At 62.2% G+C, this 21,770-nt stretch carries 15 protein-coding genes; 14 read left to right on the top strand and 1 reads right to left on the bottom strand.

Translation table 11 applies throughout. The annotated features are described in order from the left end of the window. Window positions 1-10 precede the first annotated feature (10 nt). From B5G28_RS04445 to B5G28_RS04430, 4 genes are all read left to right on the top strand, one after another. Window positions 11-925, top strand: a complete 915-nt coding sequence (locus B5G28_RS04445) for a carbohydrate ABC transporter permease (protein ID WP_087246518.1) — start codon at window positions 11-13, stop codon at window positions 923-925. 47 nt (window positions 926-972) lie between these two features. Further along, window positions 973-2,643 carry an extracellular solute-binding protein gene (locus tag B5G28_RS04440; RefSeq protein WP_087246517.1) on the top strand — a complete coding sequence of 557 codons (1,671 nt, stop codon included), beginning with the start codon at window positions 973-975 and terminating at the stop codon, window positions 2,641-2,643. A gap of 74 nt (window positions 2,644-2,717) precedes the next feature. Then, window positions 2,718-4,193, top strand: a complete 1,476-nt coding sequence (locus tag B5G28_RS04435; protein WP_087246516.1) for a glycoside hydrolase family 32 protein — start codon at window positions 2,718-2,720, stop codon at window positions 4,191-4,193. A 184-nt stretch (window positions 4,194-4,377) separates the two neighbouring features. Further along, window positions 4,378-4,983, top strand: coding sequence for a helix-turn-helix transcriptional regulator (locus B5G28_RS04430; RefSeq protein ID WP_087246515.1), 606 nt, complete (start codon window positions 4,378-4,380; stop codon window positions 4,981-4,983). Between the two features lie 75 nt (window positions 4,984-5,058). Here the strand turns inward: B5G28_RS04430 and B5G28_RS04425 are convergent, their stop codons facing one another. Further along, window positions 5,059-7,842 (bottom strand): insulinase family protein, encoded by a 2,784-nt coding sequence (locus B5G28_RS04425; RefSeq protein ID WP_087246514.1) that lies wholly within the window; start codon window positions 7,840-7,842, stop codon window positions 5,059-5,061. Window positions 7,843-8,052: 210 nt separating this feature from the next. Between B5G28_RS04425 and B5G28_RS04420 the strand changes: the two genes are divergently transcribed. From B5G28_RS04420 to B5G28_RS04375, 10 genes are all read left to right on the top strand, one after another. Beyond that, a complete protein-coding gene (locus B5G28_RS04420; RefSeq protein ID WP_087246513.1) occupies window positions 8,053-9,069 on the top strand; it encodes a LacI family DNA-binding transcriptional regulator in 1,017 nt (338 codons plus the stop codon). A 186-nt stretch (window positions 9,070-9,255) separates the two neighbouring features. After that, complete coding sequence (locus B5G28_RS04415; RefSeq protein WP_087246512.1) at window positions 9,256-10,644, top strand: PTS transporter subunit EIIC; 1,389 nt, start codon at window positions 9,256-9,258, stop codon at window positions 10,642-10,644. Beyond that, complete coding sequence (locus B5G28_RS04410) at window positions 10,641-12,035, top strand: glycoside hydrolase family 32 protein (protein ID WP_087246511.1); 1,395 nt, start codon at window positions 10,641-10,643, stop codon at window positions 12,033-12,035. Before B5G28_RS04415 ends, B5G28_RS04410 begins: the two co-directional genes overlap by 4 nt. Before the next feature lie 156 nt (window positions 12,036-12,191). Beyond that, on the top strand, window positions 12,192-13,154 hold the full coding sequence (locus B5G28_RS04405) for a carbohydrate kinase (RefSeq protein WP_087246510.1): 963 nt from the start codon (window positions 12,192-12,194) through the stop codon (window positions 13,152-13,154). A gap of 391 nt (window positions 13,155-13,545) precedes the next feature. After that, window positions 13,546-14,943, top strand: a complete 1,398-nt coding sequence (locus tag B5G28_RS04400) for a glycoside-pentoside-hexuronide (GPH):cation symporter (RefSeq protein WP_087246509.1) — start codon at window positions 13,546-13,548, stop codon at window positions 14,941-14,943. Window positions 14,944-15,162: 219 nt separating this feature from the next. Continuing rightward, entirely contained in the window at window positions 15,163-16,203 is a 1,041-nt protein-coding gene (locus tag B5G28_RS04395) for a glycerophosphodiester phosphodiesterase family protein (RefSeq protein ID WP_087246508.1), read from the top strand. Window positions 16,204-16,372: 169 nt separating this feature from the next. Continuing rightward, the gene (locus B5G28_RS04390) at window positions 16,373-16,861 is read left to right on the top strand and encodes a MarR family transcriptional regulator (RefSeq protein ID WP_087246507.1); all 489 of its coding nucleotides are present in this window, start codon (window positions 16,373-16,375) and stop codon (window positions 16,859-16,861) included. Between the two features lie 221 nt (window positions 16,862-17,082). Further along, the gene (locus tag B5G28_RS04385; protein ID WP_087246506.1) at window positions 17,083-18,834 is read left to right on the top strand and encodes an ABC transporter ATP-binding protein; all 1,752 of its coding nucleotides are present in this window, start codon (window positions 17,083-17,085) and stop codon (window positions 18,832-18,834) included. Then, entirely contained in the window at window positions 18,834-20,756 is a 1,923-nt protein-coding gene (locus tag B5G28_RS04380) for an ABC transporter ATP-binding protein (protein ID WP_087246505.1), read from the top strand. The genes B5G28_RS04385 and B5G28_RS04380 overlap by 1 nt, the downstream gene beginning before the upstream one ends. 183 nt (window positions 20,757-20,939) lie before the next feature. Next, window positions 20,940-21,767, top strand: coding sequence for a Cof-type HAD-IIB family hydrolase (locus B5G28_RS04375; protein WP_087246504.1), 828 nt, complete (start codon window positions 20,940-20,942; stop codon window positions 21,765-21,767). The last annotated feature ends 3 nt before the right edge of the window (window positions 21,768-21,770 follow it).

Raw genomic sequence — 21,770 nt, 5'->3', positions numbered from 1 at the left:
AGGCACCGCTATGGCAGTCAAGACCAAGAAGAAAAAGAACAAAATGGCCATTTACACCAAACAGGACAAGGCCATCCTGTACTTCGGCTACGTGCTGCTTGCATTATTTGTGATTGCAATTGTGGTGCCGGTGGTGTATATTATCTTCGCATCCTTCATGGATCCTGTGACACTCCAGAACAAGGGCATCACCTTCGACTTCAGCAAGTGGACCCTCACCGCCTATGAGCGCGTGGCCACCGACGCCCAGATCTGGACCGGCTTCAAGAACGCCGTCATCTACTCGGTGCTGTTCACCTTTATTTCGGTGGCAGTCACTATGCTGGCGGCCTACCCCATGTCCCTGCCCGACTTCAAGGGCAAGGCCATCTTCAACACCCTGTTCGTCATCACCATGTTCTTCGGCGGCGGCCTGATCCCCACCTACCTGCTCATCAACAACCTGGGCCTGCTGGACTCCATGTGGGCGGTCATCCTGCCCGGCGCCTTCAGCGTCTGGAACATGATTATTGCACGGACCTACTACCAGGGCATCCCCAACGACCTGCGGGAGGCTGCCGACGTGGACGGCGCCAGCGAGATGCTCTACTTCTTCAAGATTCTGCTGCCGGTCTGTATGCCGGTGGTGGCCGTCCTGACCCTGTGGCAGTTCGTCGCCATGTGGAACAGCTACTTTGACGCCATGATCTACCTGAACGACACCGCCAAGCAGCCCCTGCAGCTGGTGCTGCGCTCCATCCTGATTCAGAGCCAGCCCGAGTCCGGCATGATCGCCGACATCCAGAGCACCGCCGAGCGTGCCCAGCTGGCCGAGCTGCTCAAGTACGCCACCATCATCATCTCGTCCCTGCCCCTGATCGTCATGTACCCCTTCTTCCAGAAGTACTTCGACGCCGGCATCATGGCTGGTTCCATCAAGGGCTGATTCCTCACCTGCACACAGCAAGAAAAATCAAGATAAGGAGAACGATTATGAAAAAGCTGATTTCCCGCCGCAATTTCCTGAAAGCCTGCGCCGTGGCCGGCTCTGCTGCTGCCCTGACTGCCTGCGGCGGCGGCAATACTGCCGCCAACAACTCCGCTGCCGCCTCCATCGAGGTGACCGGCCCGGTGGAATTCCCTCTGTCTGAGACGGTGACCTTCACCGGCACCACCAGCTATCCCGCCGGCAGCGAGTCGGAGCCCAACAACCGCACCATCTTCAAGCGCCTGGAGGAGGCCACCAACGTCCACATCGACTGGACCGCCATCCAGTCCGACCAGTGGGGCGACAAGATCACCCTGACCATGGCCAACCCCAACACCCTGACCGACTTCATCTTCAGCGCCGACTTCTCGGACAGCAACCTGCTGCGCTACGCTGACCAGGGCGTCGTGATCCCCCTGGAGGAGTACATCGACACCTGCATGCCCAACCTGCAGGCCGTCTTTGAGAAGTACCCCGAGTACCGCACCATGTGCACCGATACCGAGGGCCACATCTGGGCCCTGCCCTGGATCGAGCAGCTGGGCGCCAACAAGACTGCTATCCAGACCGTCGGCGGCATGAGCTTTATCAACACCAAGTGGCTGAACTTCCTGGGTCTGTCCATGCCCACCACCGTGGATGAGTTCGAGCAGGTTCTGATCGCCTTCCGTGACAACGCCGCTTCCCTCCAGAGCGAGTTCGGCATCGACGGCAGCATCATCCCCATGTCCTGCATCATCAACGATGGCGATCAGGACCCCGGCATCCTGATCAACGGCTTCGGCGAGGGCTACGGCGACATGGACAAGGGCCGCCACATCGCTGTCACCGATGACCTGAAGGTCATCTGCGCCGCCACCCAGCAGGGCTACCGGGACGGCCTGGAGTGGCTGCACAAGCTGTACACCGAGAACCTGATCGACCCCGAGTGCTTCACCCAGGAGTGGTCCACCTACGTTTCCAAGGGCAAGGCTGGCCGGTACGGCGTCTGCTTCAGCTGGGACGTTGCCAACATTGACAACCTGACCGACTGGGAGCCCCTGCCCCCGCTGGCTGCCGACACCACCATCATCACCCCGCAGAACGGCTCCTTCACCAGCGGCTTCAACCGCGGCCGCTGCGTGGTTACCGCCAAAGCATCCAACCCCGCTCTGGTCTGCGCATGGCTGGACCAGATGTACATCCCCATCCAGTCGGCCCAGAACAACTGGGGCACCTACGACGAGGGCGACGAGTTCGATATCTTTGAGATGTCCACCAACGCCGAGGGCGAGCCCATGCTGAAGCACGCACCTCTGGGCGATGCTTCCCCCGTTGAGGTCCGTGAGGCCGAGTGTGTCGGCGGTCCTCTGGCTGTGCTGGACGACTACTACGACGTGTACGTCACCTGCCCCGACGATGCCCAGTATCGTCTGGACTGGATCGAGCAGATCTACACCCCGTACATGACCCGTCAGTACGTCTACCCCAACGCATTCATGAGCATCGAGGATACCACCGAGATCTCCAACCTCGAGGCGGATCTGAGTACTTACATGAACACCTGCAAGGCCAACTGGATCATGAACGGTCTGACCGACGCCGAGTGGAATGAGTACCTGGAGAAGCTGGACGCCTACCGTCTGCCCGACTACCTGAACATCATGCAGAAGTATCTGGACGCCTACTACGCCTGATCTTCTTTCCCCACTATACCGAATACGGAGCATCCCGGGCGGGCCGCCCGGGGTGCCCTTCCACAGGAGACACCATGAACAGCCCGATTTTACAGAAAGCCCGCGCCTATGAAGCGCAGCACGGCCCGGAGATTCCCGCCGGACAGCGACCCGTCTATCACCTGACCCCCTGGACAGGCTGGATGAACGATCCCAATGGCTTTTGCTTCTATCAGGGTCAGTACCACCTGTTTTATCAGTATTACCCCTATAAGACGGTGTGGGGTCCCATGCACTGGGGCCACGCCGTCAGCCGGGACCTGCTCCGCTGGGAGTACCTGCCCGCAGCCCTGGCTCCCGACGCTCCCTTTGACCAGGACGGATGCTTCTCCGGGTCGGCGGCCCAGCTGCCGGACGGGCGGATGCTTCTGCTGTACACCGGCGTCCGCCGGGAACAGCAGCCCGACGGGGAAGTCCGGGACATCCAGACCCAGTGTGTGGCGGTGGGCGACGGCCTCAACTACGAAAAGCCCGCCCAGAACCCGGTCCTGGACGCCAAAGACCTGCCGGAGGGCTTCAGCCGGTTTGACTTCCGGGACCCCAAGATCTGGCAGGAGCCGGACGGCAGCTACTCCGCCGTCATCGTCGGGCAGGGCAGGGCGGAGGGCGGCGCGGCCCTACTGTTCCGCAGCGCCGACGGCTTCCACTGGGAATATGTCACCATTCTGGACGCCAGCCGCGGCGAGTACGGCGTCATGTGGGAATGCCCCGACTTCTTCGAGCTGGACGGCAAGCAGGTGCTGATGGCCGGCCCGATGGAGATGCGCGCCCGGGACGAGTACCACAACGGCCACTGCGTCATCGCCCTGATCGGCAGCTACGACCCCGAGACCTGCCGCTTCACCCGTGAAAGCGTCCAGCTGATGGACGAGGGCATCGACTTCTACGCCACCCAGACCCTGCTGGCCCCCGACGGCCGCCGCATCATGACGGCCTGGATGCAGGCCTGGGCCGGCATCAGCGACAAGCCCCACGGGGCCAAATGGTTCGGGCAGACCATCTGCCCGCGGGAGCTGCACATCCGGGACGGCCGCATCATCCAGACCCCCGTCCGGGAGCTGGACGCCGTGCGCGGCGCGCGCGTCCTGCACGAAAACGTCCGCATCGAGGGGGAGACCGCCCTGGAGGGCATCGGCGGCCGGGTGGCCGATCTGACCTTGACCGTCACCCCCGAGGCGGGCTGCCGCACCTTCACCGTCAAGCTGGCCGCAGACGCCGGCCACTGCACCACCCTCACCTATGAGCCGCGCACACGGCGGCTCACCCTTGACCGGAGCCAGGCAGGGTTCCATCAGGATATTGTCCACATCCGCAGCTGCACGGTGCGCGGCGAGAGCGAAACGCTCAGCCTGCGCATCCTGCTGGACCGCAACAGCGTCGAGGTCTTTATCAACGGCGGCGAGCAGACCATGACGGCCTGCATCTACACCCCGCCCGAGGCGGACGGCATCGCCTTCGCCGCCGACGGCAAGGCCCTGGTCACCGCCGAACAGTACCAGCTCTCCTTCTGATTTTCCCGATCTTCTTCACATTCTCCAAGCCATACAGGCAAGCAGGCCCCCGCTTTGGCGCAGCGCCAAGGCGGGGGCCCGCCTTTTTGCCCCTCCGCCCCGCAGATTGCCCCAACTCTACGCTCCGTGTGTGTACATCGGCCCGCCCGTCTGCTACACTGATAGCGAAAGGAGGCCCCACCCCATGGACCAGATCAAGATCGGGCATTTCATTGCCGACACCCGCAAAGCCAAAAACCTCACCCAGCGCCAGCTGGCCGACGCTCTGGCCATCAGCGACAAGACGGTCAGCAAATGGGAGACCGGCAAAGGTCTGCCGGATGTCTCCCTGATGCTGCCCCTGTGCCGGGCGCTGGAGATCACCGTCAACGACCTTCTCACCGGCGAAAAGGTCTCTGCATCCGACTATCAGACCAAAGCGGAGGAAAATATGATGGATCTCATCAAGGAAAATCAGGAAAACAAAAAGCGGATGGTTCTGTCCGTCATCTGCGGCACCATCACCGTCATCGCAGTGTGCTCCCTGGTCATCATCGCGTCCTATCTGGAACTGCCCATCGCCGTGCGGATTCTTTTGATTCTGCTGGCCCTGGCCACCGCCGTGGCCGGCGTGGGGGCGGCCGCTGTGCTGGACGCCCAGGCCGGCTACTATGAGTGTCCCGCCTGTGGGGCGACCTTTGTCCCCACCCTGGGCGCCTATGTCAAAGGCTATCACACCTTGACCCGGCGCCGTCTCACCTGTCCCTCCTGCGGCAAAACCAGCATGTGCCGCCACCGCATCATCCGCTGAAGCAAGATTCCGCCCCAACAAACAGAGCGGCATGGCCCTTTCGGTCATGCCGCTCTGTTGTTTTTTGCTTTTGGTTTACCCTAAGTTTTCAATGGTATCAAACAGCCCGGCGGCCCGGTCGATGGCCTCTTTGCTGCCGAAGGCGCAGCGGACGCCCTGAGCCATCTTTTCGGCCAGGCATCCAAACTCCTGCTGCAGCCATTCGCTGGTGACGCCGCAGATGGCGGCCCGGTCGGCGGCGGCCATGGCATCGGTCACACCGCAGAAATACCGCCGGTCTGCCTCCAGAGCCTGCTGCCGCGGCTTGCGGGGCGGGTCCACCTGGGCCACAGTGCCCACAATGCACTCGTTCAGGGCGGCGGGGGTGTATTCCTTTTCCGCCAGCAGGGCCGGACCCTCGGCGAAACGCTTGTAGCTGCCGCCGGCGTGGGGGTCGCGGTAGGTGTAAATCAGCTCCATGTCGGCCCGGCTCAGCATGCCGGTGCCGTAGGCGCCGCCCTTTTCCCGAATGGCCTGCCACAGATACTCATAGCTCATGAAGCGGGCCAGAACTTTCCGGGCGGCGCTGCCGGTTCCCGGCCAGGCCAGGACGTCGTAGTTCACCCCGCCCTGGATGACAAAAGCCTCGTTCCGGGGCGCGGGCAGGGGTTCGCTGTAGGGCTGGGCCGGGGCGCGGCCCTCCGCCGCAAAGGCGCTGCCGGGCAGCAGCTCCCGCAGCCGCCGGCAGGCGGCCTCGCTGCCGTGACAGGCCACCGTCAGGGCGCAGCGATTCAGAATCTTGTCCCGCACAGCCTCCAGACGGGCCGACAGGCCCGCCCAGTCTTTGGCTTCCAACAGGGCGCAGATATGGCGGTACAGGCTGACGCCGCCGTTCCGCTCTCCCAGAGCGGCATTCACCGAGAAGCAGCGGCCCGCCCGAAGGATGGCGTAATTGTGGCCGCTCTGGATGAAGTCCTGCTCAAAGTTCAGCTTGAACTGTTCCAGCACCTGCTCAAAGGCCGCCGCGGCCTGGGGGCCGTCCAGACGGGTCTCGTAGAGCAGCTCGCTCATCAGCTCCACCGCCTTGTCCAGGTTCCGTTCCAGCAGGCTGGTCCGGGCCTCAAACTTGGCGATGCAGGGCTGGCCCTCCTGGCGGCCGGCCCAGTGGTCGGTGGACACCACACTCTCACCCAGCCAGGTGTTCCGCAGGGTGGTCAGCTCGATGGCGGTATGGCGGCTGCTGTCCAGCTCTTCCAGCAGGAAGGGCAGCAGGGCTGCGTCGCTCATCTCCTCGGGGGTCAGGGCGCCCATGTCGTAGTAGAAGTTCAGGTACAGGCTGCCGGTGGTGGGCCGGGTCACCAGGGTCAGGCCGGCCACATCCTCCACCTGGGCGGCGGCGAAGTGGGGCGGCTCGCTCAGGTCGGCCACTGTCAGGGGATGGTCCAGCTGGAGCTTGCCCTCCTGCCGGACCGAGGGGGCATCCTCATCCCGGGGCTTTTCAGGGACCAGAATCACCTCCACCGGGTCGGGCGCAAACAGCTCGCCCAGCAGCCGGGTATACCAGTCGGTCCCCAGCTTGCCCCGCAGGAAGGCGAAAATCTCCTCCGGCCGCAGGTCGGACATGGGGTCATCGGTATGGAGCCAGCCGGTCACCGCCTCGATGGCCGCCAGCACGCCGTCCGGCAGGCTGCCGGGCCGCTCGGTGACCTGGAATTCCAGAGAGTTGATGGAGGCGGTCAGCATCTCATCCGGGATGCCCTCGGCGCAGATTTTGGCTACGCCCTCCTTGACCGCCGCCCCAAAGCGGGCAGCACGCTCCTTGTCGGTGCCCTTGAGCAGCAGCTCCAGCACCGGCTGCTGGACCGAACTGTCGAAGCCCACGTCAATGTCGGCGCCCAGGTTCTGTTCCAGCAGGTATTTTTTCAGGGGGGACTGGTTGGTGCTCAGCAGGGCATCCAGCAGCAGGTTCACCGCCGTCTGCTTTTCCGCCTCGTCGAACCGTCCGGTGTACCAGCCCAGCGCACACTGGACCGGCACCGTCTCGGGGGTCTCGGTGGTGTAGGTCACCACTTTTTTGGTTCCGGCCTGGGGATACTGAAGAGGGGTGCGGGGCCGCGGTGCCCCCTTGGGCATCCGGCTCAGATAGTTCTCGTCCAGGAAGGCCAGCTTTTCGGCCATGTCCATCCGGCCGTACAGGGTGATGCAGCAGTTGTCGGGCCGGTAGTGGCGGCGGTAAATCTTCACATACTGCTCATAGCTCAGGCCAGGGATGGAGGCCGGGTCGCCGCCTGACACAAAGCCATAGCCGTTGTCGGGGAACAGGGCGGCGTTGAGGGCGGCGTCCAGCTGGGCCTCGGGGGTGGCCAGGGCGCCCTGCATCTCGTTGTAGACCACGCCGCTGAAATGGCCGTCCTCCTCCCGGTGCCAGGCCTCCTGGTCAAAGACCGAACGCTCCTTCATGGCCAGCGGGCAGAACACCGCATTGAGATAGACGTCCATCAGGTTGCGGAAATCCGCCTCGTTGGGGGTGGCGAAGGGATACACCGTCTTGTCCGGGAAGGTCATGGCGTTGAGGAAGGAAGCCATGCTGCTCTTGACCAGCTGCATAAACGGCGAAGATACCGGGTACTTCTCCGACCCCGACAGCACCGAGTGTTCCAGAATATGGAATACGCCGGTGTCGTCGCAGGGGAAGGTCCCGAAGCCGATGCCGAAAGCTTTGTTCTCGTCCTGGTTCTCAATCAGGAGGACGGTGGCGCCGCTGACGTCGTGGGTCAGGGTGGTGGCCGTCCCGTGGAAGATAGGGCTTTCCTCCCGTTTCACCAGGGTATAGCCGGGGTACACGGCCCCCGGGGTGGGGTTCTTTTCTTGATCCTTCATGTTGGTTCTCCTTATAAGGGGGTAAAGGTTTGTTTCTATTGTATCATTCCCCGGCGGGAAAGGCAATCAACCGGGAAAAATCCCTTTTCCCGCCCGGTGGGCCGGGCGTTCGAATTTTGCCGCCCGCTCCTTGCAAAATATTCTGTCCTGCGTTATACTTTTATCAAATAGAAATCGTTTTCAGTCACCCATCCAAACGGAGGAATCCTCATGAATATCACTGAATTCGCCGCCTACGCCGGCGTATCCAAAGCGGCCGTCAGCCGCTATTTCAACGGCGGTTACCTCAGCGAGGAAAAACGCGCCCGCATTGCCGCCGCGGTGGAGGCCACCGGCTACCATCCCAGCCTCCAGGCCCAGATGCTGCGGACCCGCCGCACCCGGCAGGTCCTGGTGATCCTGCCCAAACTGTCCAGCGAGAGCTGCGCCCGGATGGTGGAGGGCATTTCGGACGTGCTGGACCAGAACGGCTACCAGCTGCTCCTGGTCAACACCGCCAACGACAGCGCCCGGGAGGTGGCCGCCCTCAACCTTCTGCAGCAGAACACGGTGGACGGCGTCATTCTGATCGCCACCATCTTCACCCCCGAACACCGGACGGTGCTGGCCAGCCTCAAGCTGCCGGTCATCATTCTGGGCCAGGAATATCCCGGCTTCTGCTCGGTGTCCCACGACGACCGGGGAGCGGCTTACGCCGCCACCGCCCATATGCTGGCCAAAGGCCGCCGGGCCCCGGGATTCCTGGGGGTGACCATGCTGGACAAGGCCGCCGGCCTGGACCGCCGCCGGGGCTTTGAGGACGCCCTGCGGGAGGCCGGCGTCCCCCTGCGGCCCGGCCGCACCAGCATCGCCGCCTTCAACATGGAGTCGGGCTACGAGCAGGCCAGCACCCTGCTGGAACGGGACCCCTCTCTGGACTGCCTGTTCTGCGCAACGGATTCCATCGCCATCGGCGCTCTGCAATATTGCCGCAGCCACAACATCCGGGTCCCCGAGGACCTGATGGTGGCCGCCGTGGGCAACAGCGAGGCGGGCCGGGTGGCCTATGTCCCCATCACCAGCGTCCAGCTCCACTACCGGACCGCCGGGCAGATGGCCGCCGAAATGCTGCTGCAGCATCTGGCCGACCCCCATGCCAAACCCGAGAACCGGGTGCTGGACTATGTCCTGCGTCCCCGCGCCTCCACCGGCGATGCATCCCCGGAGGAGAACATCTGGGCAGAATGACGGGTTTTCGTCCTGAAACGTTCTGAAATCGATAACGCAATATCCCCTACTTTGTCTCATTTGCGAATGGAAATTTTGCGCAAAACCGTCTATACTAGAGGCACAAAGTGAAATCGTTCCCGCCTTCCTTTCTGCAGAGGCGGAGCGATCCGCGCACACGGTTTTTATGAGAAAGGAGAAGCGTTTATGGATTACAACAAGGCAGCGCAGCAGGTCCTGGATGCCGTCGGCGGTTCCGGCAACATTGTATCGGCGGCCCACTGCGCCACCCGGCTCCGCCTGGTGATTGCGGACAACAGCAAGGTGGACAAAAAGGCTCTGGAAGATGCCGAGGGGGCCAAGGGCGTCTTTGAGGCCCAGGGCCAGCTCCAGATCATCTTCGGCACCGGCACCGTCAACAAGGTGTATGACGCCTTCATCGCCCTGTCGGGCGTCCAGGGCGGCACCAAGGAGGACGTCAAGCAGGCCGCAGCCGCCAAGGCTCCCCTGCCCCAGCGCCTGATCAAGACCCTGGGCGACATCTTTGTCCCCATCATCCCCGCCATTGTGGCCTCCGGCTTCCTGATGGGCATTATGGAAGCCCTTAAGTTCATGGTCAACAACGGCTTTCTGGACATTGACACCTCCGGCTCCATCTATGTGTTTGCAGACCTGTTTTCCAACACGGCCTACACCTTCCTGCCCATCCTGATCGCCTTTGCGGCGGCCAAGGTCTTTGGCGGCAACCAGTTCCTGGGCGCCGTCATCGGCATGATTATGATTCACCCCAACCTCCAGAACGCCTGGACCGTCTCGTCGGGCGTCGAGGTAATGCAGCCGGTGTTCGGCGGCCTTTATTCGGTGCCTCTGGTGGGCTATCAGGGCCACGTCATCCCGGTCATCATCGCCGTCTGGGTCATGTGCCAGATTGAAAAGCGGCTCCACAAGGTGGTCCCCGCCATGATCGACCTGTTTGTCACCCCGCTGGTATCGGTTTTCGTCACCGGCTACCTGACCCTGGCCGTCATCGGCCCCATCTTCACCACCATTGAGAACGGCATCATCGGCGGCGTTCAGGCCCTGATCACCCTGCCCTTCGGCATCGGCTCCTTTGTGATGGGCGGCCTCTACGCCATCACCGTGGTGGCCGGCATCCACCATATGTACACCATCATCGACCTGGGCCAGCTGGCGCAGTACGGCTTCACCTACTGGCTGCCCCTGGCCAGCGCAGCCAACATGGGCCAGGGCGGCGCAGCTCTGGCGGTTGCCCTCAAGAGCAAGAACGCCAAGGTCAAGTCCATGGCTCTGCCCTCCGCCCTGTCGGCCTGCATGGGCATCACCGAACCCGCCATCTTCGGCGTCAACCTCCGCTTCTTCAAGCCCTTCATCGGCGGTCTGGCCGGCGGCGCCTGCGGCGCGCTGTACGCCAGCATTGTGGGTCTGGGCGCCACCGGCACCGGCGTCACCGGCATCTTCGGCGTTCTGCTGTGCCTGCATCAGCCCATTCAGTACATCATCACCATCGCCATCTCCTTCGTGGTGGCCTTTGTGGTCACCTGGGTGATCTGGAAGCCGGAGGACACTGCCGCATGAATGCACTGCAGCGCGACCTGAAACGTCTGGTCCCCCTGATGGAGAGCCTGGAGGCTCCCCGGGTGGCTGCTGACCCGCACCGCCAGCAGTTTCACATCCAGCCGCCGGTGGGCTGGCTCAACGACCCCAACGGCCTGTGCAAAATCGGGGACACCTACCACGTTTTCTACCAGTACAGCCCCTTCAACCCCGACGGCGGGGTCAAGATGTGGGCCCATGTGACCAGCACCGACCTGCTCCACTGGGAGCAGCAGCCGGTGATCCTCTACCCCGACGAGCCCTTTGACTGCCACGGCGCCTACTCGGGCTCGGCCCTCTACGAGGACGGCCAGCTCTGGCTGTTCTACACCGGCAACATCAAATTGCCGGAGGGGGACCACATCAACACCGGCCGGGAGAACAACCTCTGTCTGGCCACCAGCCGGGACGGCATCACCATCGACACCAAGACCTGCCTGCTCCACAACCGGGACTATCCCGACGGGCTTTCCTGCCACGTCCGGGACCCCAAGGTCTGGGCCCAGGACGGCCGGTACTATCTGGTAATGGGCGCCCGCACCGCCGACGGCCAGGGAGAAGTCCTGGTGTTTGAGAGCAGCGACAAGCTCCACTGGCACCACTGCAACACCCTGACCACCCCCCAGCCCACCGGATACATGTGGGAATGCCCCGACCTGTTCGAGCTGGACGGCCAGTGGTATCTGATGACCTCTCCCCAGGGGATGGAGTGCCAGAACCAGTACGGCTGCGGCTACTTCCCCCTGTACGGGGACTTCCGGGGCGAATACACCCTGGGCGAATTCCACCTGCTGGACCACGGCTTTGACTATTACGCTCCCCAGAGCTTCACCGACGGGGTGCGGCGGCTCCAGTTCGGCTGGATGGGAATGCCCGACGCATCCTACACCAACCCCACCGCCCGGCAGGGCTGGCAGCACTGCCTGACGGTGCCCCGGGAGCTGACCCGGGCCGCCGACGACTCCCTGCTCCAGACCCCCGCCGCCGAGCTGAAAGCCCTTCGCGGGGAGGCGGTGGCTCTGGCCGCCAACCAGACCCAGACCGTCGGCCCCTGCTTTGAGCTGGCCGCCGCCCCGCTGGGCAGCTTCTGCCTGACGGTGGCCGAGGGCCTGGTCCTCTCCTACGATGAGGCCAGTCGGACCGTCTCCCTGCGGTTCACCGACGCCGCCCTGGGCAGCGGCCGGGAGGAGCGCCACCTGACTCTGGAAGAACCCTGCCGGGCCCTGCAGGTGCTGGCCGACGCCTCCAGCCTGGAAATCTTCCTGAACGGCGGCGCCGCGGTGCTGAGCACCCGCTACTATCCGGCCCCCGGCCCGGTTCCGGTCCGCCTGAACGGCACCGACGCCACCCTCTGGCCTCTGGCCCTTTCCTGAACGGGTTTTCCACATTTGGGCAGCGCAGGGCGCTGGACCCCATATAAATAAGAAGGTAAATATCCGCGCCATTCAACGGCGGACAGGTTTTCCCTGCCCGCCGTTGGGTGCTGTGCGGCGTTGATTTCAACCCATACCATGAAGGAGGAACCACCAATGTCCGGTCACACTCTCTTTTCCATCGGCGAAGCCCTCATTGACATGATCCCCACCAAGAGCGGCTGTTCCTTTGCCGAAGTGCCCGCTTTCAGCCCCCGGGTGGGCGGCGCGCCCGCCAACGTCTGCGGCGCCTTCACCGCGCTGGGGGGCCACTCGGCCCTGCTGACCCAGCTGGGAGACGATCCCTTCGGCCACAAGATTGCAGACGAACTGGCCGGCCACGGCATCGACGTCAGCCGGGTATCCTTTACCGACAAGGCCAACACCGCTCTGGCCTTTGTCACCCTGGGCGCCGACGGCAACCGGACCTTCAGCTTCTACCGCAATCCCTCCGCCGACCTGCTCTACAGCGCCCAGCAGATTGACCCGGCCTGGTTTGACGACGCTTTCGCCCTCCACTTCTGCAGCGTGTCCCTGGTGGAAAGCCCCATGAAGCAGGCCCACATTGCCGCCATTGAGGCCGCCGCCCGGGCCGGAGCCCTCATCAGCTTTGACCCCAACCTCCGGTTCCCCCTCTGGCCCGACCATGACGCCCTCAAAAAGACCGTTCTGGACTTTATGCCCAAGGCCTCGGTCCTCAAGATTTCGGACGAGGAGCTGGCCTTCCTGACCGGCACCGAGGACATGGACGCCGCCCTGCCCCAGCTGTTCACCGGCGACGTCCAGCTGATCCTCTACACCTGCGGCGGAGGCGGCGCTCACGCCTACACCCGCACCGCCCATGCCTTTGCCCAGGGCCAGAAGGTCCAGGCCGTGGACACCACCGGCGCCGGAGACGGCTTCATCGGCTCGTTCCTGTGGCAGCTGGCCCGGGACGGCGTCACCCGCGACACCCTGGCCGGACTCACCGCCAGCCAGCTGGAGGAGTATCTGGCCTTCTCCAACCGGTTCTGCGGCCTGAGCGTCCAGCGCTACGGCGCCATCGACAGCTACCCCACCCCCGCCGAAATGAACCTCTGATCCCTTTCTCCTGAATCCAGAATATATCATCCCATCCAGGCCGCAGGCAGCTTTTGTCCGGCCTGGATTTTTTACTATTTTCAAAAGGTGGTTTTCTGCCAGAAATCCCCAAATAAGACCCTATTTTGCGGCTTGTTTAGAAGTTCTGCACAAAAAATCCGCCACTTTTTTGGCGTATTGTTGTTTCAACACCATTAAAATGTAGGGATACAACGCAAAATATTTCTAATTTTCACTCCGATGTTGTGATATACTACAAGCACGGTAACCAATATTCCGCAACTTTGTCCAGTTCAGACTGTGCAAAGTGATGTACGCAAACCCACTTGGGCCAGTCCGGGGCAGGCGGTACCCCGCGGACGGCCCCCAGCCAAAAAAGGAGTAATCATCTATGGCAAACACCGGAACCACAGCCGTGCGCCCCTTCGGCATGAGGGACAAAATCGGCTACATGTTCGGTGACTTCGGCAACGATTTCACCTTCATGCTTTCCTCCAGCTTCATGATGGTGTTCTACACAGACATCATGGGCGTTCCCTCCGTCATCGTCGGTCTGCTGATGATGGTAGCCCGCTTTGTTGACGCCTTCACCGACGTCACCATGGGCCAGATCATCGACTATTCCAAGCCGACCAAGGACGGCCGTTTCCGTCCCTGGATCAAGCGGATGTGCGGCCCGGTGGCCATTGCTTCCTTCCTGATCTACCAGTCCGAGTTCGCCGGCATGCCCATGGCCTTCAAGGTCGTGTGGATGTTCGTCACCTACCTGCTGTGGGGCTCGGTGTTCTACACCTCCATCAACATCCCCTACGGCTCGATGGCTTCCGCCATCTCCCCCAACGCGGACGACCGCACCCAGCTGTCCACCTACCGCAGCATCGGCGCCACCCTGGCCAGCCTAGTCATCGGCACCGCCACCCCGCTGCTGGCCTATGAGACCGTCAACGGCAACCCCGTCCTGAGCGGCAGCCGTATGCTGGTGATGGCAGGCGCCTTCAGCATCTGCGCCATCGTCTGCTACATGCTGTGCTTCAACCTGACCACCGAGCGTGTTGTCATTCCTCCCAAGACCGAGAAGTTCAGCTTTGTCAAGCTGTTCCAGACCGTCTTTACCAGCCGTTCCCTGATCGGCATCATCCTGGCTGCCATCTGCCTGCTGCTCACCATGCTGACCATGTCCGGCATGAACCCCTACATCTTCCCCTACTACTTCCGCAACACCGCCGCCCAGTCCGCTGTGGCCATGTGCTCTTCCTTCGGCACCCTGCTGATTGCCGCTCCTCTGGCTCCGAAGCTCTCGGCCAAGTTCGGCAAGAAGGAGATCTCCGTGGTCGGTTCTCTGGTTGGCGCCGGCCTGTTCCTGATCTGCTACCTGGTGCATCCTGAGAACGCCTGGGTCTACCTGGGCTTCTACACCCTGGCCTACATCGGCATGGGCCTGTTCAACACCGTTGTCTGGGCCATGATCACCGACGTCATCGACGACTGCGAAGTCCGCAAGGGCATCCGTGAGGACGGCACCATCTACTCCGTCTACTCCTTCGCCCGCAAGCTGGGCCAGGCCGCTTCCGCTGGTCTGGTGGGCGCCCTGCTGGGCATCATCGGCTACACCGCCGAGACCCAGTTCGAGCCTGCTGTCCAGAGCGGCATCTATACCATCGCCTGCATCGCTCCCGTCATCGGCTTTGTTGCCATCGCTCTGGTCCTGCTGTTCGTCTACCCGCTGGACAAGAAGACCGTAGACAACAACGTCAAGATTCTGGAAGCCCGCCGCGCAGAGAAAAAGTAATTTTACCAGCTCATGCTCCTTCTCTCATTCTCCGATGAGAGATGTTCCAACCTCCTAGCCATATGAAACAGAAGGGCCCTCCGGTTCCAGCCGGAGGGCCTTTCTGTTGGGGGCGGAGGGTTAAAACAGGACTCCACACCGAAAACTTTTTGTGAAAAGCCTTGCCAACCCGGGGCCGGACCGGTATACTGATACACCGATACGGAAAGGGGGCTATCCATGAGACCCAAAGTCATTGCGCACCGCGGCGCATCCTATCTGGCACCCGAAAACACATTGGCTGCCTTTCGTCTTGCCGCCAGCCTGGGGGCGGACGGCATCGAATTTGACACCCTGCTCACAGCGGACCGCCAGCTGGTGGTCCATCACGAATATATCACCGACCTGCACTGTTCGGCCCACAAGGCGATTCCCAACTGCACCCTGGCCGAGCTGAAGGAACTGGACTTCGGCAGCTGGAAGGGGGAACAGTGGGCCGGCGAGAAGATCCCCACCTTTGCGGAGGCTGTGGAGGCCTGCAGCTCGGTGGAGACCATCCAGGTGGAGTTCAAGTCCCCCCTGGGGGCCAACTCCACCACCGACCAGGACGCCTTTGCCGAGCTGATTCTGGAAGAAGTGGAGAGCTCCGGCCTGGCCGACAAGATTGTGGTCACATCCTTCAACCACGGGATACTCAGCCGGGTCAAGCGGCTGTCCCCCAACCAGCGGGTGGGCGTCCTCACCCTGAACTCGGTGGACTCCTACTTTGCGCCGCCTCCCGCCCTGCTCCAGGCCCTGGGCCTGGATTTCGGTTGGGGTCTGGGGGGCGAAAACGGCCTGCCTGACGAGGAGGAGGCCACCCGTACCCTGCTGGAGCTGTCCCAGCAGGGCCTTCTGGACGACGAAAACGTCAACCCGGCCCGCTGGACCATGGACCGCATCTGGGCCATCACCTCGGACTACCCGGGACAAAACCTCTTTGAACTGCTCCAGAGCCTGCTGTCCCAGCACAACCTGGTCTCCTATGTATCCAGCCTGGACTTCAAGCCCGAGGTCCTCAGCTGCCAGTACAACACCTGTTTCCGGGACCGGGACCTGGTCCAGCAGATTCAGGCCATGGGGATTGAAGCCGCCCCCTGGCCGGTGGACGCCATCTACGACCTGAAAAGCATTCTGGACATGGACCCGGCCGCCATCGTCACCAACCGCCCCGAGCGGCTGCTGGAAATGCTGGACCCCTCCTACACCATCCCCCCGGAGGCCGCCGCCATGCTGGGCTGATGGGGCTACATTTTTTTATCATTCTCCGCGGATTTGTCACCATTTCGTCTTGACAAATCCGCTTTGTTTTTTCATAATGGTTTTGTATCAAATTGTTTTTACTCGGACAGTCCAAGGGCAAAACCATTTTGTCCCTGTCCGTTTTGTTCAAAGGAGAACCGGTATGTGTATGCAGCGATCCGAACTCACCATCCCCGTGGAAGAAATGTTTAAAAAAACCCCCAAAGACCTGCCCCAGGTGGTCCCGGCCCAGATCCGCCGGGTCAACAACCTGATTTCCCGCCGCGTCAACTATTACAGCCGCCTCAACGGCGTGGAGGACGTCACCGCCATGCACGGCTGGATTCTGGCCTATCTGTATGAGTCCCGGGACCGGGAGGTCTTCCAGCGGGATGTGGAGCGGGCTTTTTCCATTACCCGCTCCACCGTCACCAACATCCTCCAGCTGATGGAGAAAAAGGGGTATATCCGCCGGATGAGCGTCCCCCAGGACGCCCGGCTCAAGCGCCTGGTGCTGACCGAGGAGGGCGCCCAGGCCCATCAGCAGATCATGCTCAGCCTCCGCCAGACCGATCAGTGCATTTCCAGCCTCCTCACCGAGGAGGAAAACACCGAGCTTCTCCGCCTTCTCAACAAACTGCGGGCCGGGCTGGAGTGAATCCCGCTCCCCTAGGCCCGCTGTTGAACAAAATGTGAACAGACTTTAAAACCTTCCATAAACCGGTTGACAACCGGTTTATGTTTGGATACAATGTTCGATGCAAAACTTTTTTGTTCGAGAACGAACATTTCAACACACCGGGCAAAACCGACCGAACCCCCTGGCATCCCGCCGCAGGCTGGGCCGGCTGGGCCCCCAGAAGCAAGGAGGAATAACCCATGATTAAAAAGTTGGCCTCCCATCTCGGCGAGTACAAGCGCGCGGCCATGGTCACGCCGCTTCTGTCCGCGCTCGAGGCCGTCATGGACGTTCTGCTCCCCCTTTTGATGTCCTACATCATCGACCAGGGCATCGAGAAAGGAGACATGAACGCCGTCCTCAAGTATGGTCTGCTCACCTTCCTGGTGGCACTGTTCGCGCTGTTCCTGGGCCTGACGGCCGGGCGCATGGCGGCCAAGGCATCGGCCGGCTACGCCGGAAATCTGCGCGACGCCATGTTTGAGCGGATTCAGCACTACTCGTTCACCAACATCGACAAGTTCTCCACCGCCGGCCTGGTCACCCGCATGACCACCGACGTCACCAACGTGCAGAACGCCTTCCAGATGCTGATGCGCATGTGTGTGCGCGCCCCGGTTCACCTGATTTTCGCCCTGGTGATGTCGGTCATCATCAATCCCCATCTGACCGGCATTTTCCTGGTGGCCATCCTGTTCCTGCTGGTGGTGCTGTCCTGCATCATGTTCCCCACCATCAAGATCTTCGACCGGGTGTTCAAGAACTACGACAACCTGAACGCCTCGGTTCAGGAGAACGTGGCCGCCATCCGGGTGGTCAAGAGCTTTGTCCGGGAGCAGCACGAGGACGAAAAGTACACCAAGGCCTGCCAGGATCTGTACAAACAGTTCGTCAAGGCTGAGAGCCGCCTGAGCTTCAACAACCCCTCCATGCTGCTGGCCGTCTACGGCTGCAACCTGGCCCTGTCCTGGTTCGGCGCCCACTATGTCCTGAACGGCATCATTTCCACCGGCCAGCTCAACGCCCTGTTCGGCTACGTCATGAACATCCTGATGTCCCTGATGATGCTGAGCATGGTGTTCGTCATGCTGAGCATGTCGGCAGCCTCCGCCCACCGCATCATTGAGGTGCTGGACGAAACCACCGACCTGCCCCCTGCCAAGACCCCCGTCAACGAGGTCAAGGACGGCGGCGTGGAGTTCGACCACGTCACCTTCAAGTATAAGCACGGCACCGGCAAGCCGGTCCTCAGCGACATCACCTTCCGCATCCAGCCGGGTGAGACGCTGGGCATCATCGGCGGCACCGGCAGCGCCAAGTCCTCCCTGGTCCAGCTGATCCCCCGCCTGTACGACGTGGCCGAGGGCAGCGTCAAGGTGGGCGGCGTGGATGTCCGGGACTACAACCTGGACGTCCTGCGCCACGACGTTTCGATGGTGCTGCAGAAGAACGTGCTGTTCTCGGGCACCATCCTGGATAACCTGCGCTGGGGCGACGAGAACGCCACCGAGGCCGAGTGCATCGAGGCCTGCCGTCTGGCCTGCGCCGATGAATTCATCGAGCGCTTCCCCGACAAGTACAATACATGGATTGAGCAGGGCGGCTCCAACGTGTCGGGCGGCCAGAAACAGCGCCTGACCATCGCCCGCGCCCTGCTGCGCAAACCCAAGGTCCTGATTCTGGACGACTCCACCAGCGCGGTGGATACCGCCACCGACGCCAAGATCCGCCAGGCCTTCCGTGAGAAGCTGCCCGGCACCACCAAGATCATCATCGCCCAGCGCATTTCCTCGGTGCAGGATGCCGACCGCATCCTGGTGCTGGACAACGGCCAGATCGACGGCCTGGGCACCCACGAGGAACTGTTGGCCACCAACAAGATCTATCAGGAAGTCTACACCAGCCAGACTCAGGGCGGCGGCGACTTCGACAAGCAGGGAGGTGAAGAATAATGGCCGCACAGAATGTCCGTACCGTTCATAATCCCCGGGGCATGGCCGGACGCCCCCGTCCCAAGGTAGCCAATCCCGGCAAACTGCTCAAACGGATCATGGGCGAGGTGTTCAAGCACTACGCCCCCCACTGCGTCATTGTTCTGATCTGCATTTTCCTCAGCGCCTTTGCCAACGTGCAGGCCAGTCTGTTCCTGCAGACCCTGATCGACGACTATATCGCCCCCATGCTGCAGCAGCAGAACTCCGACTTCGGGCCCCTGATCGGCGCCCTGGTCAAGGTGGGCTGCATCTACCTGCTGGGCATCCTGGCCTCCTGGGCCAATGCCCGCATCATGGTCAACGTGACCCAGGGCACCATGCGGAACATCCGCATTCAGCTGTTCACCCACATGGAGAGCCTGCCCATCAGCTACTTTGACACCCATCCCCACGGCGACATCATGTCGGTGTACACCAACGACGTGGACACCCTGCGCCAGATGCTCAGCCAGAGCATTCCCCAGCTGATTTCCAGCGTCATCACCATCGCCTCGGTCTTCATCAGCATGTGCATCCTGGATATCCCCATGACCATCCTGACCATGTGCATGGTGGCCCTGATGCTGTTCTGCTCCAAGAAGATCAGCGAACAGAGCGGCAAGTACTTCATCTCCCAGCAGCGCGACCTGGGCGCCGTCAACGGCTACATCGAGGAAATGCTGGAAGGCCAGAAGGTGGTCAAGGTCTTCACCCATGAGGACAAAACCCTGGCCGGCTTCCGCGAGCTAAACGGCAAGCTGAAGGAGAGCTCCATCCGCGCCAACGGCTACGCCAACATCATGATGCCCGTCAACGCCCAGCTGGGCAACGTCAGCTATGCGCTGTGCGCCATTCTGGGCGCAGCCCTGGCGGTGGGCGGCATCGGCGGCATGACCCTGGGCACCGTCATGGCCTTCCTGGCCCTGAACAAGAGCTTCAACATGCCCATCACCCAGGTGTCCATGCAGGCCAACAGCGTCATCATGGCTCTGGCCGGCGCCGAGCGCATCTACGCCATGATGGACGCCCCCAGCGAGACCGACGACGGCTACGTCACCCTGGTCAACGCCAAGTACGACAAGGACAACAACCTGGTGGAGACCAGCGAGCGGACCGGCATCTGGGCCTGGAAGCATCCCCACCACGACGGCACCCTCACCTACACCAAGCTGGAGGGCGACATCCGGTTCAATTCGGTGGACTTCGGCTATGTGCCCGAAAAGACCGTTCTGCACGACATCGAGCTCTACGGCCTGCCGGGCCAGAAGATCGCCTTTGTCGGCTCCACCGGCGCCGGCAAGACCACCATCACCAACCTGATCAACCGGTTCTACGACATCCAGGACGGCAAAATCCGTTACGACGGCATCAACATCCGCAAGATCAAGAAGGCGGATCTGCGCCGTTCTCTGGGCATCGTGCTGCAGGACACCCACCTGTTCACCGGCACCGTCATGGACAACATCCGCTATGGCCGTCTGGATGCCACCGATGAGGAGTGCATCGTGGCCGCCAAGCTGGCCAACGCCGACGGCTTCATCCGCCGCCTGCCGGATGGCTACAACACCATGCTGACCGGCGACGGCGCCAACCTGTCCCAGGGCCAGCGCCAGCTGCTGGCCATCGCCCGGGCCGCCGTGGCGGATCCCCCGGTGCTGATTCTGGATGAGGCCACCAGCTCCATCGATACCCGCACCGAGGCGCTGGTCCAGGCCGGCATGGACGGCCTGATGTACGGCCGCACCACCTTCGTCATTGCCCACCGTCTGTCCACCGTCCGCAACTCTGACTGCATCATCGTGCTGGAGCAGGGCCGGATCATCGAGCGCGGCAGCCACGACGAGCTGATCGCCAAGAAGGGCAAATATTACCAGCTCTACACCGGCAACCTGGCGGAGTAATCCAGCTTCTTCCAGTTCATGGCATTTTGAGCCAATTCAAGCGGTTTTTACCTGGCCCCGTTCCTCGGAGGAACGGGGTTTTTTAGCGTTTTTCCGGAAAAAACGATTTTCTCTCTTTAAACCTGCGCCGTTTTATTGTACAATAAAAGCTGAGACTGTTTACGAGAAGGAGAAACGCTCTTTATGGCGAAATCTGATATCCGCGTGCTGGCCCTTGACCTGGACGGCACCCTCACCAACGACGAAAAGCAAATCACCCCCCGCACCCGGGCTGCCCTGGACGCCGCCCTGGCCAAAGGGGTGACGGTGGTTCTGGCCTCGGGCCGGCCCACCGCCGGCGTCACGCCGGTGGCCCAGGACCTGGCTCTGGGCCAGCCCGGCCGGGCCGGCGCCATCCTGTCCTACAACGGCGGCGCCATTGTGGACTGCGGCCCCGGCCACCGGGTCCTGTGGCATCAGGACCTGCCCGCCGCCATGGTTCCCGCCCTGTGCGACTTTGCCGCCCAGCAGAACGTGGCCATTGTGACCTACAACAATCAGGGCATTGTCACCGAGCGCCCCGAGGACCCCTGGGCCCAGCGGGAAGGCTTCACCAACAAGCTGCCCATGATCAAAGTGGACAACCTGGCCGCCTACGTCAACTATCCGGTCAACAAAATGCTCATCACCCTGGACCCGGTCCGTCTGCCCCACGTGCTGAAGGCCGGCCTGGAGCGGTTTGCAGGCCAGATCGACCTGTATTCCTCCAGCCCCTTCTTCATTGAGGCGGTGCCTCTGGGCGTGGCCAAGGACCGCAGCCTGGCAGCCCTGCTGGACCGTATGGGCCTGACCCGGGACAACCTGATGGCCTGCGGCGACGGAATGAACGACCGCTCCATGATCCGTTACGCCGGGGTGGGCGTGGCCATGGCCAACGCCGAAGGCCCCGTCAAGGCCGAGGCCGACTACGTCACCACCGCCGACAACAACCACGACGGCGTTGCCGAAGCGGTGGAGCGATTCATACTATAAGAA

Origin of the sequence: Faecalibacterium sp. An77 (assembly GCF_002161315.1) — a bacterium.
Lineage (GTDB): Bacteria > Bacillota > Clostridia > Oscillospirales > Ruminococcaceae > Faecalibacterium.
Note: the sequence above shows the minus strand (reverse complement) of the source record. Positions and strands in the feature narration are given on the sequence as shown.

Excerpts from the sequence above, each read along its gene's own strand:
- B5G28_RS04425 (WP_087246514.1), bottom strand. The coding sequence starts at position 7,842 with ATGAAGGATCAAGAAAAGAACCCCACCCCGGGGGCCGTGTACCCCGGC.
- B5G28_RS04385 (WP_087246506.1), top strand. The coding sequence starts at position 17,083 with ATGATTAAAAAGTTGGCCTCCCATCTCGGCGAGTACAAGCGCGCGGCC.
- B5G28_RS04405 (WP_087246510.1), top strand. The coding sequence starts at position 12,192 with ATGTCCGGTCACACTCTCTTTTCCATCGGCGAAGCCCTCATTGACATG.
- B5G28_RS04410 (WP_087246511.1), top strand. The coding sequence starts at position 10,641 with ATGAATGCACTGCAGCGCGACCTGAAACGTCTGGTCCCCCTGATGGAG.
- B5G28_RS04380 (WP_087246505.1), top strand. The coding sequence starts at position 18,834 with ATGGCCGCACAGAATGTCCGTACCGTTCATAATCCCCGGGGCATGGCC.
- B5G28_RS04435 (WP_087246516.1), top strand. The coding sequence starts at position 2,718 with ATGAACAGCCCGATTTTACAGAAAGCCCGCGCCTATGAAGCGCAGCAC.
- B5G28_RS04375 (WP_087246504.1), top strand. The coding sequence starts at position 20,940 with ATGGCGAAATCTGATATCCGCGTGCTGGCCCTTGACCTGGACGGCACC.
- B5G28_RS04445 (WP_087246518.1), top strand. The coding sequence starts at position 11 with ATGGCAGTCAAGACCAAGAAGAAAAAGAACAAAATGGCCATTTACACC.
- B5G28_RS04415 (WP_087246512.1), top strand. The coding sequence starts at position 9,256 with ATGGATTACAACAAGGCAGCGCAGCAGGTCCTGGATGCCGTCGGCGGT.
- B5G28_RS04430 (WP_087246515.1), top strand. The coding sequence starts at position 4,378 with ATGGACCAGATCAAGATCGGGCATTTCATTGCCGACACCCGCAAAGCC.
- B5G28_RS04420 (WP_087246513.1), top strand. The coding sequence starts at position 8,053 with ATGAATATCACTGAATTCGCCGCCTACGCCGGCGTATCCAAAGCGGCC.
- B5G28_RS04395 (WP_087246508.1), top strand. The coding sequence starts at position 15,163 with ATGAGACCCAAAGTCATTGCGCACCGCGGCGCATCCTATCTGGCACCC.
- B5G28_RS04400 (WP_087246509.1), top strand. The coding sequence starts at position 13,546 with ATGGCAAACACCGGAACCACAGCCGTGCGCCCCTTCGGCATGAGGGAC.
- B5G28_RS04390 (WP_087246507.1), top strand. The coding sequence starts at position 16,373 with ATGCAGCGATCCGAACTCACCATCCCCGTGGAAGAAATGTTTAAAAAA.
- B5G28_RS04440 (WP_087246517.1), top strand. The coding sequence starts at position 973 with ATGAAAAAGCTGATTTCCCGCCGCAATTTCCTGAAAGCCTGCGCCGTG.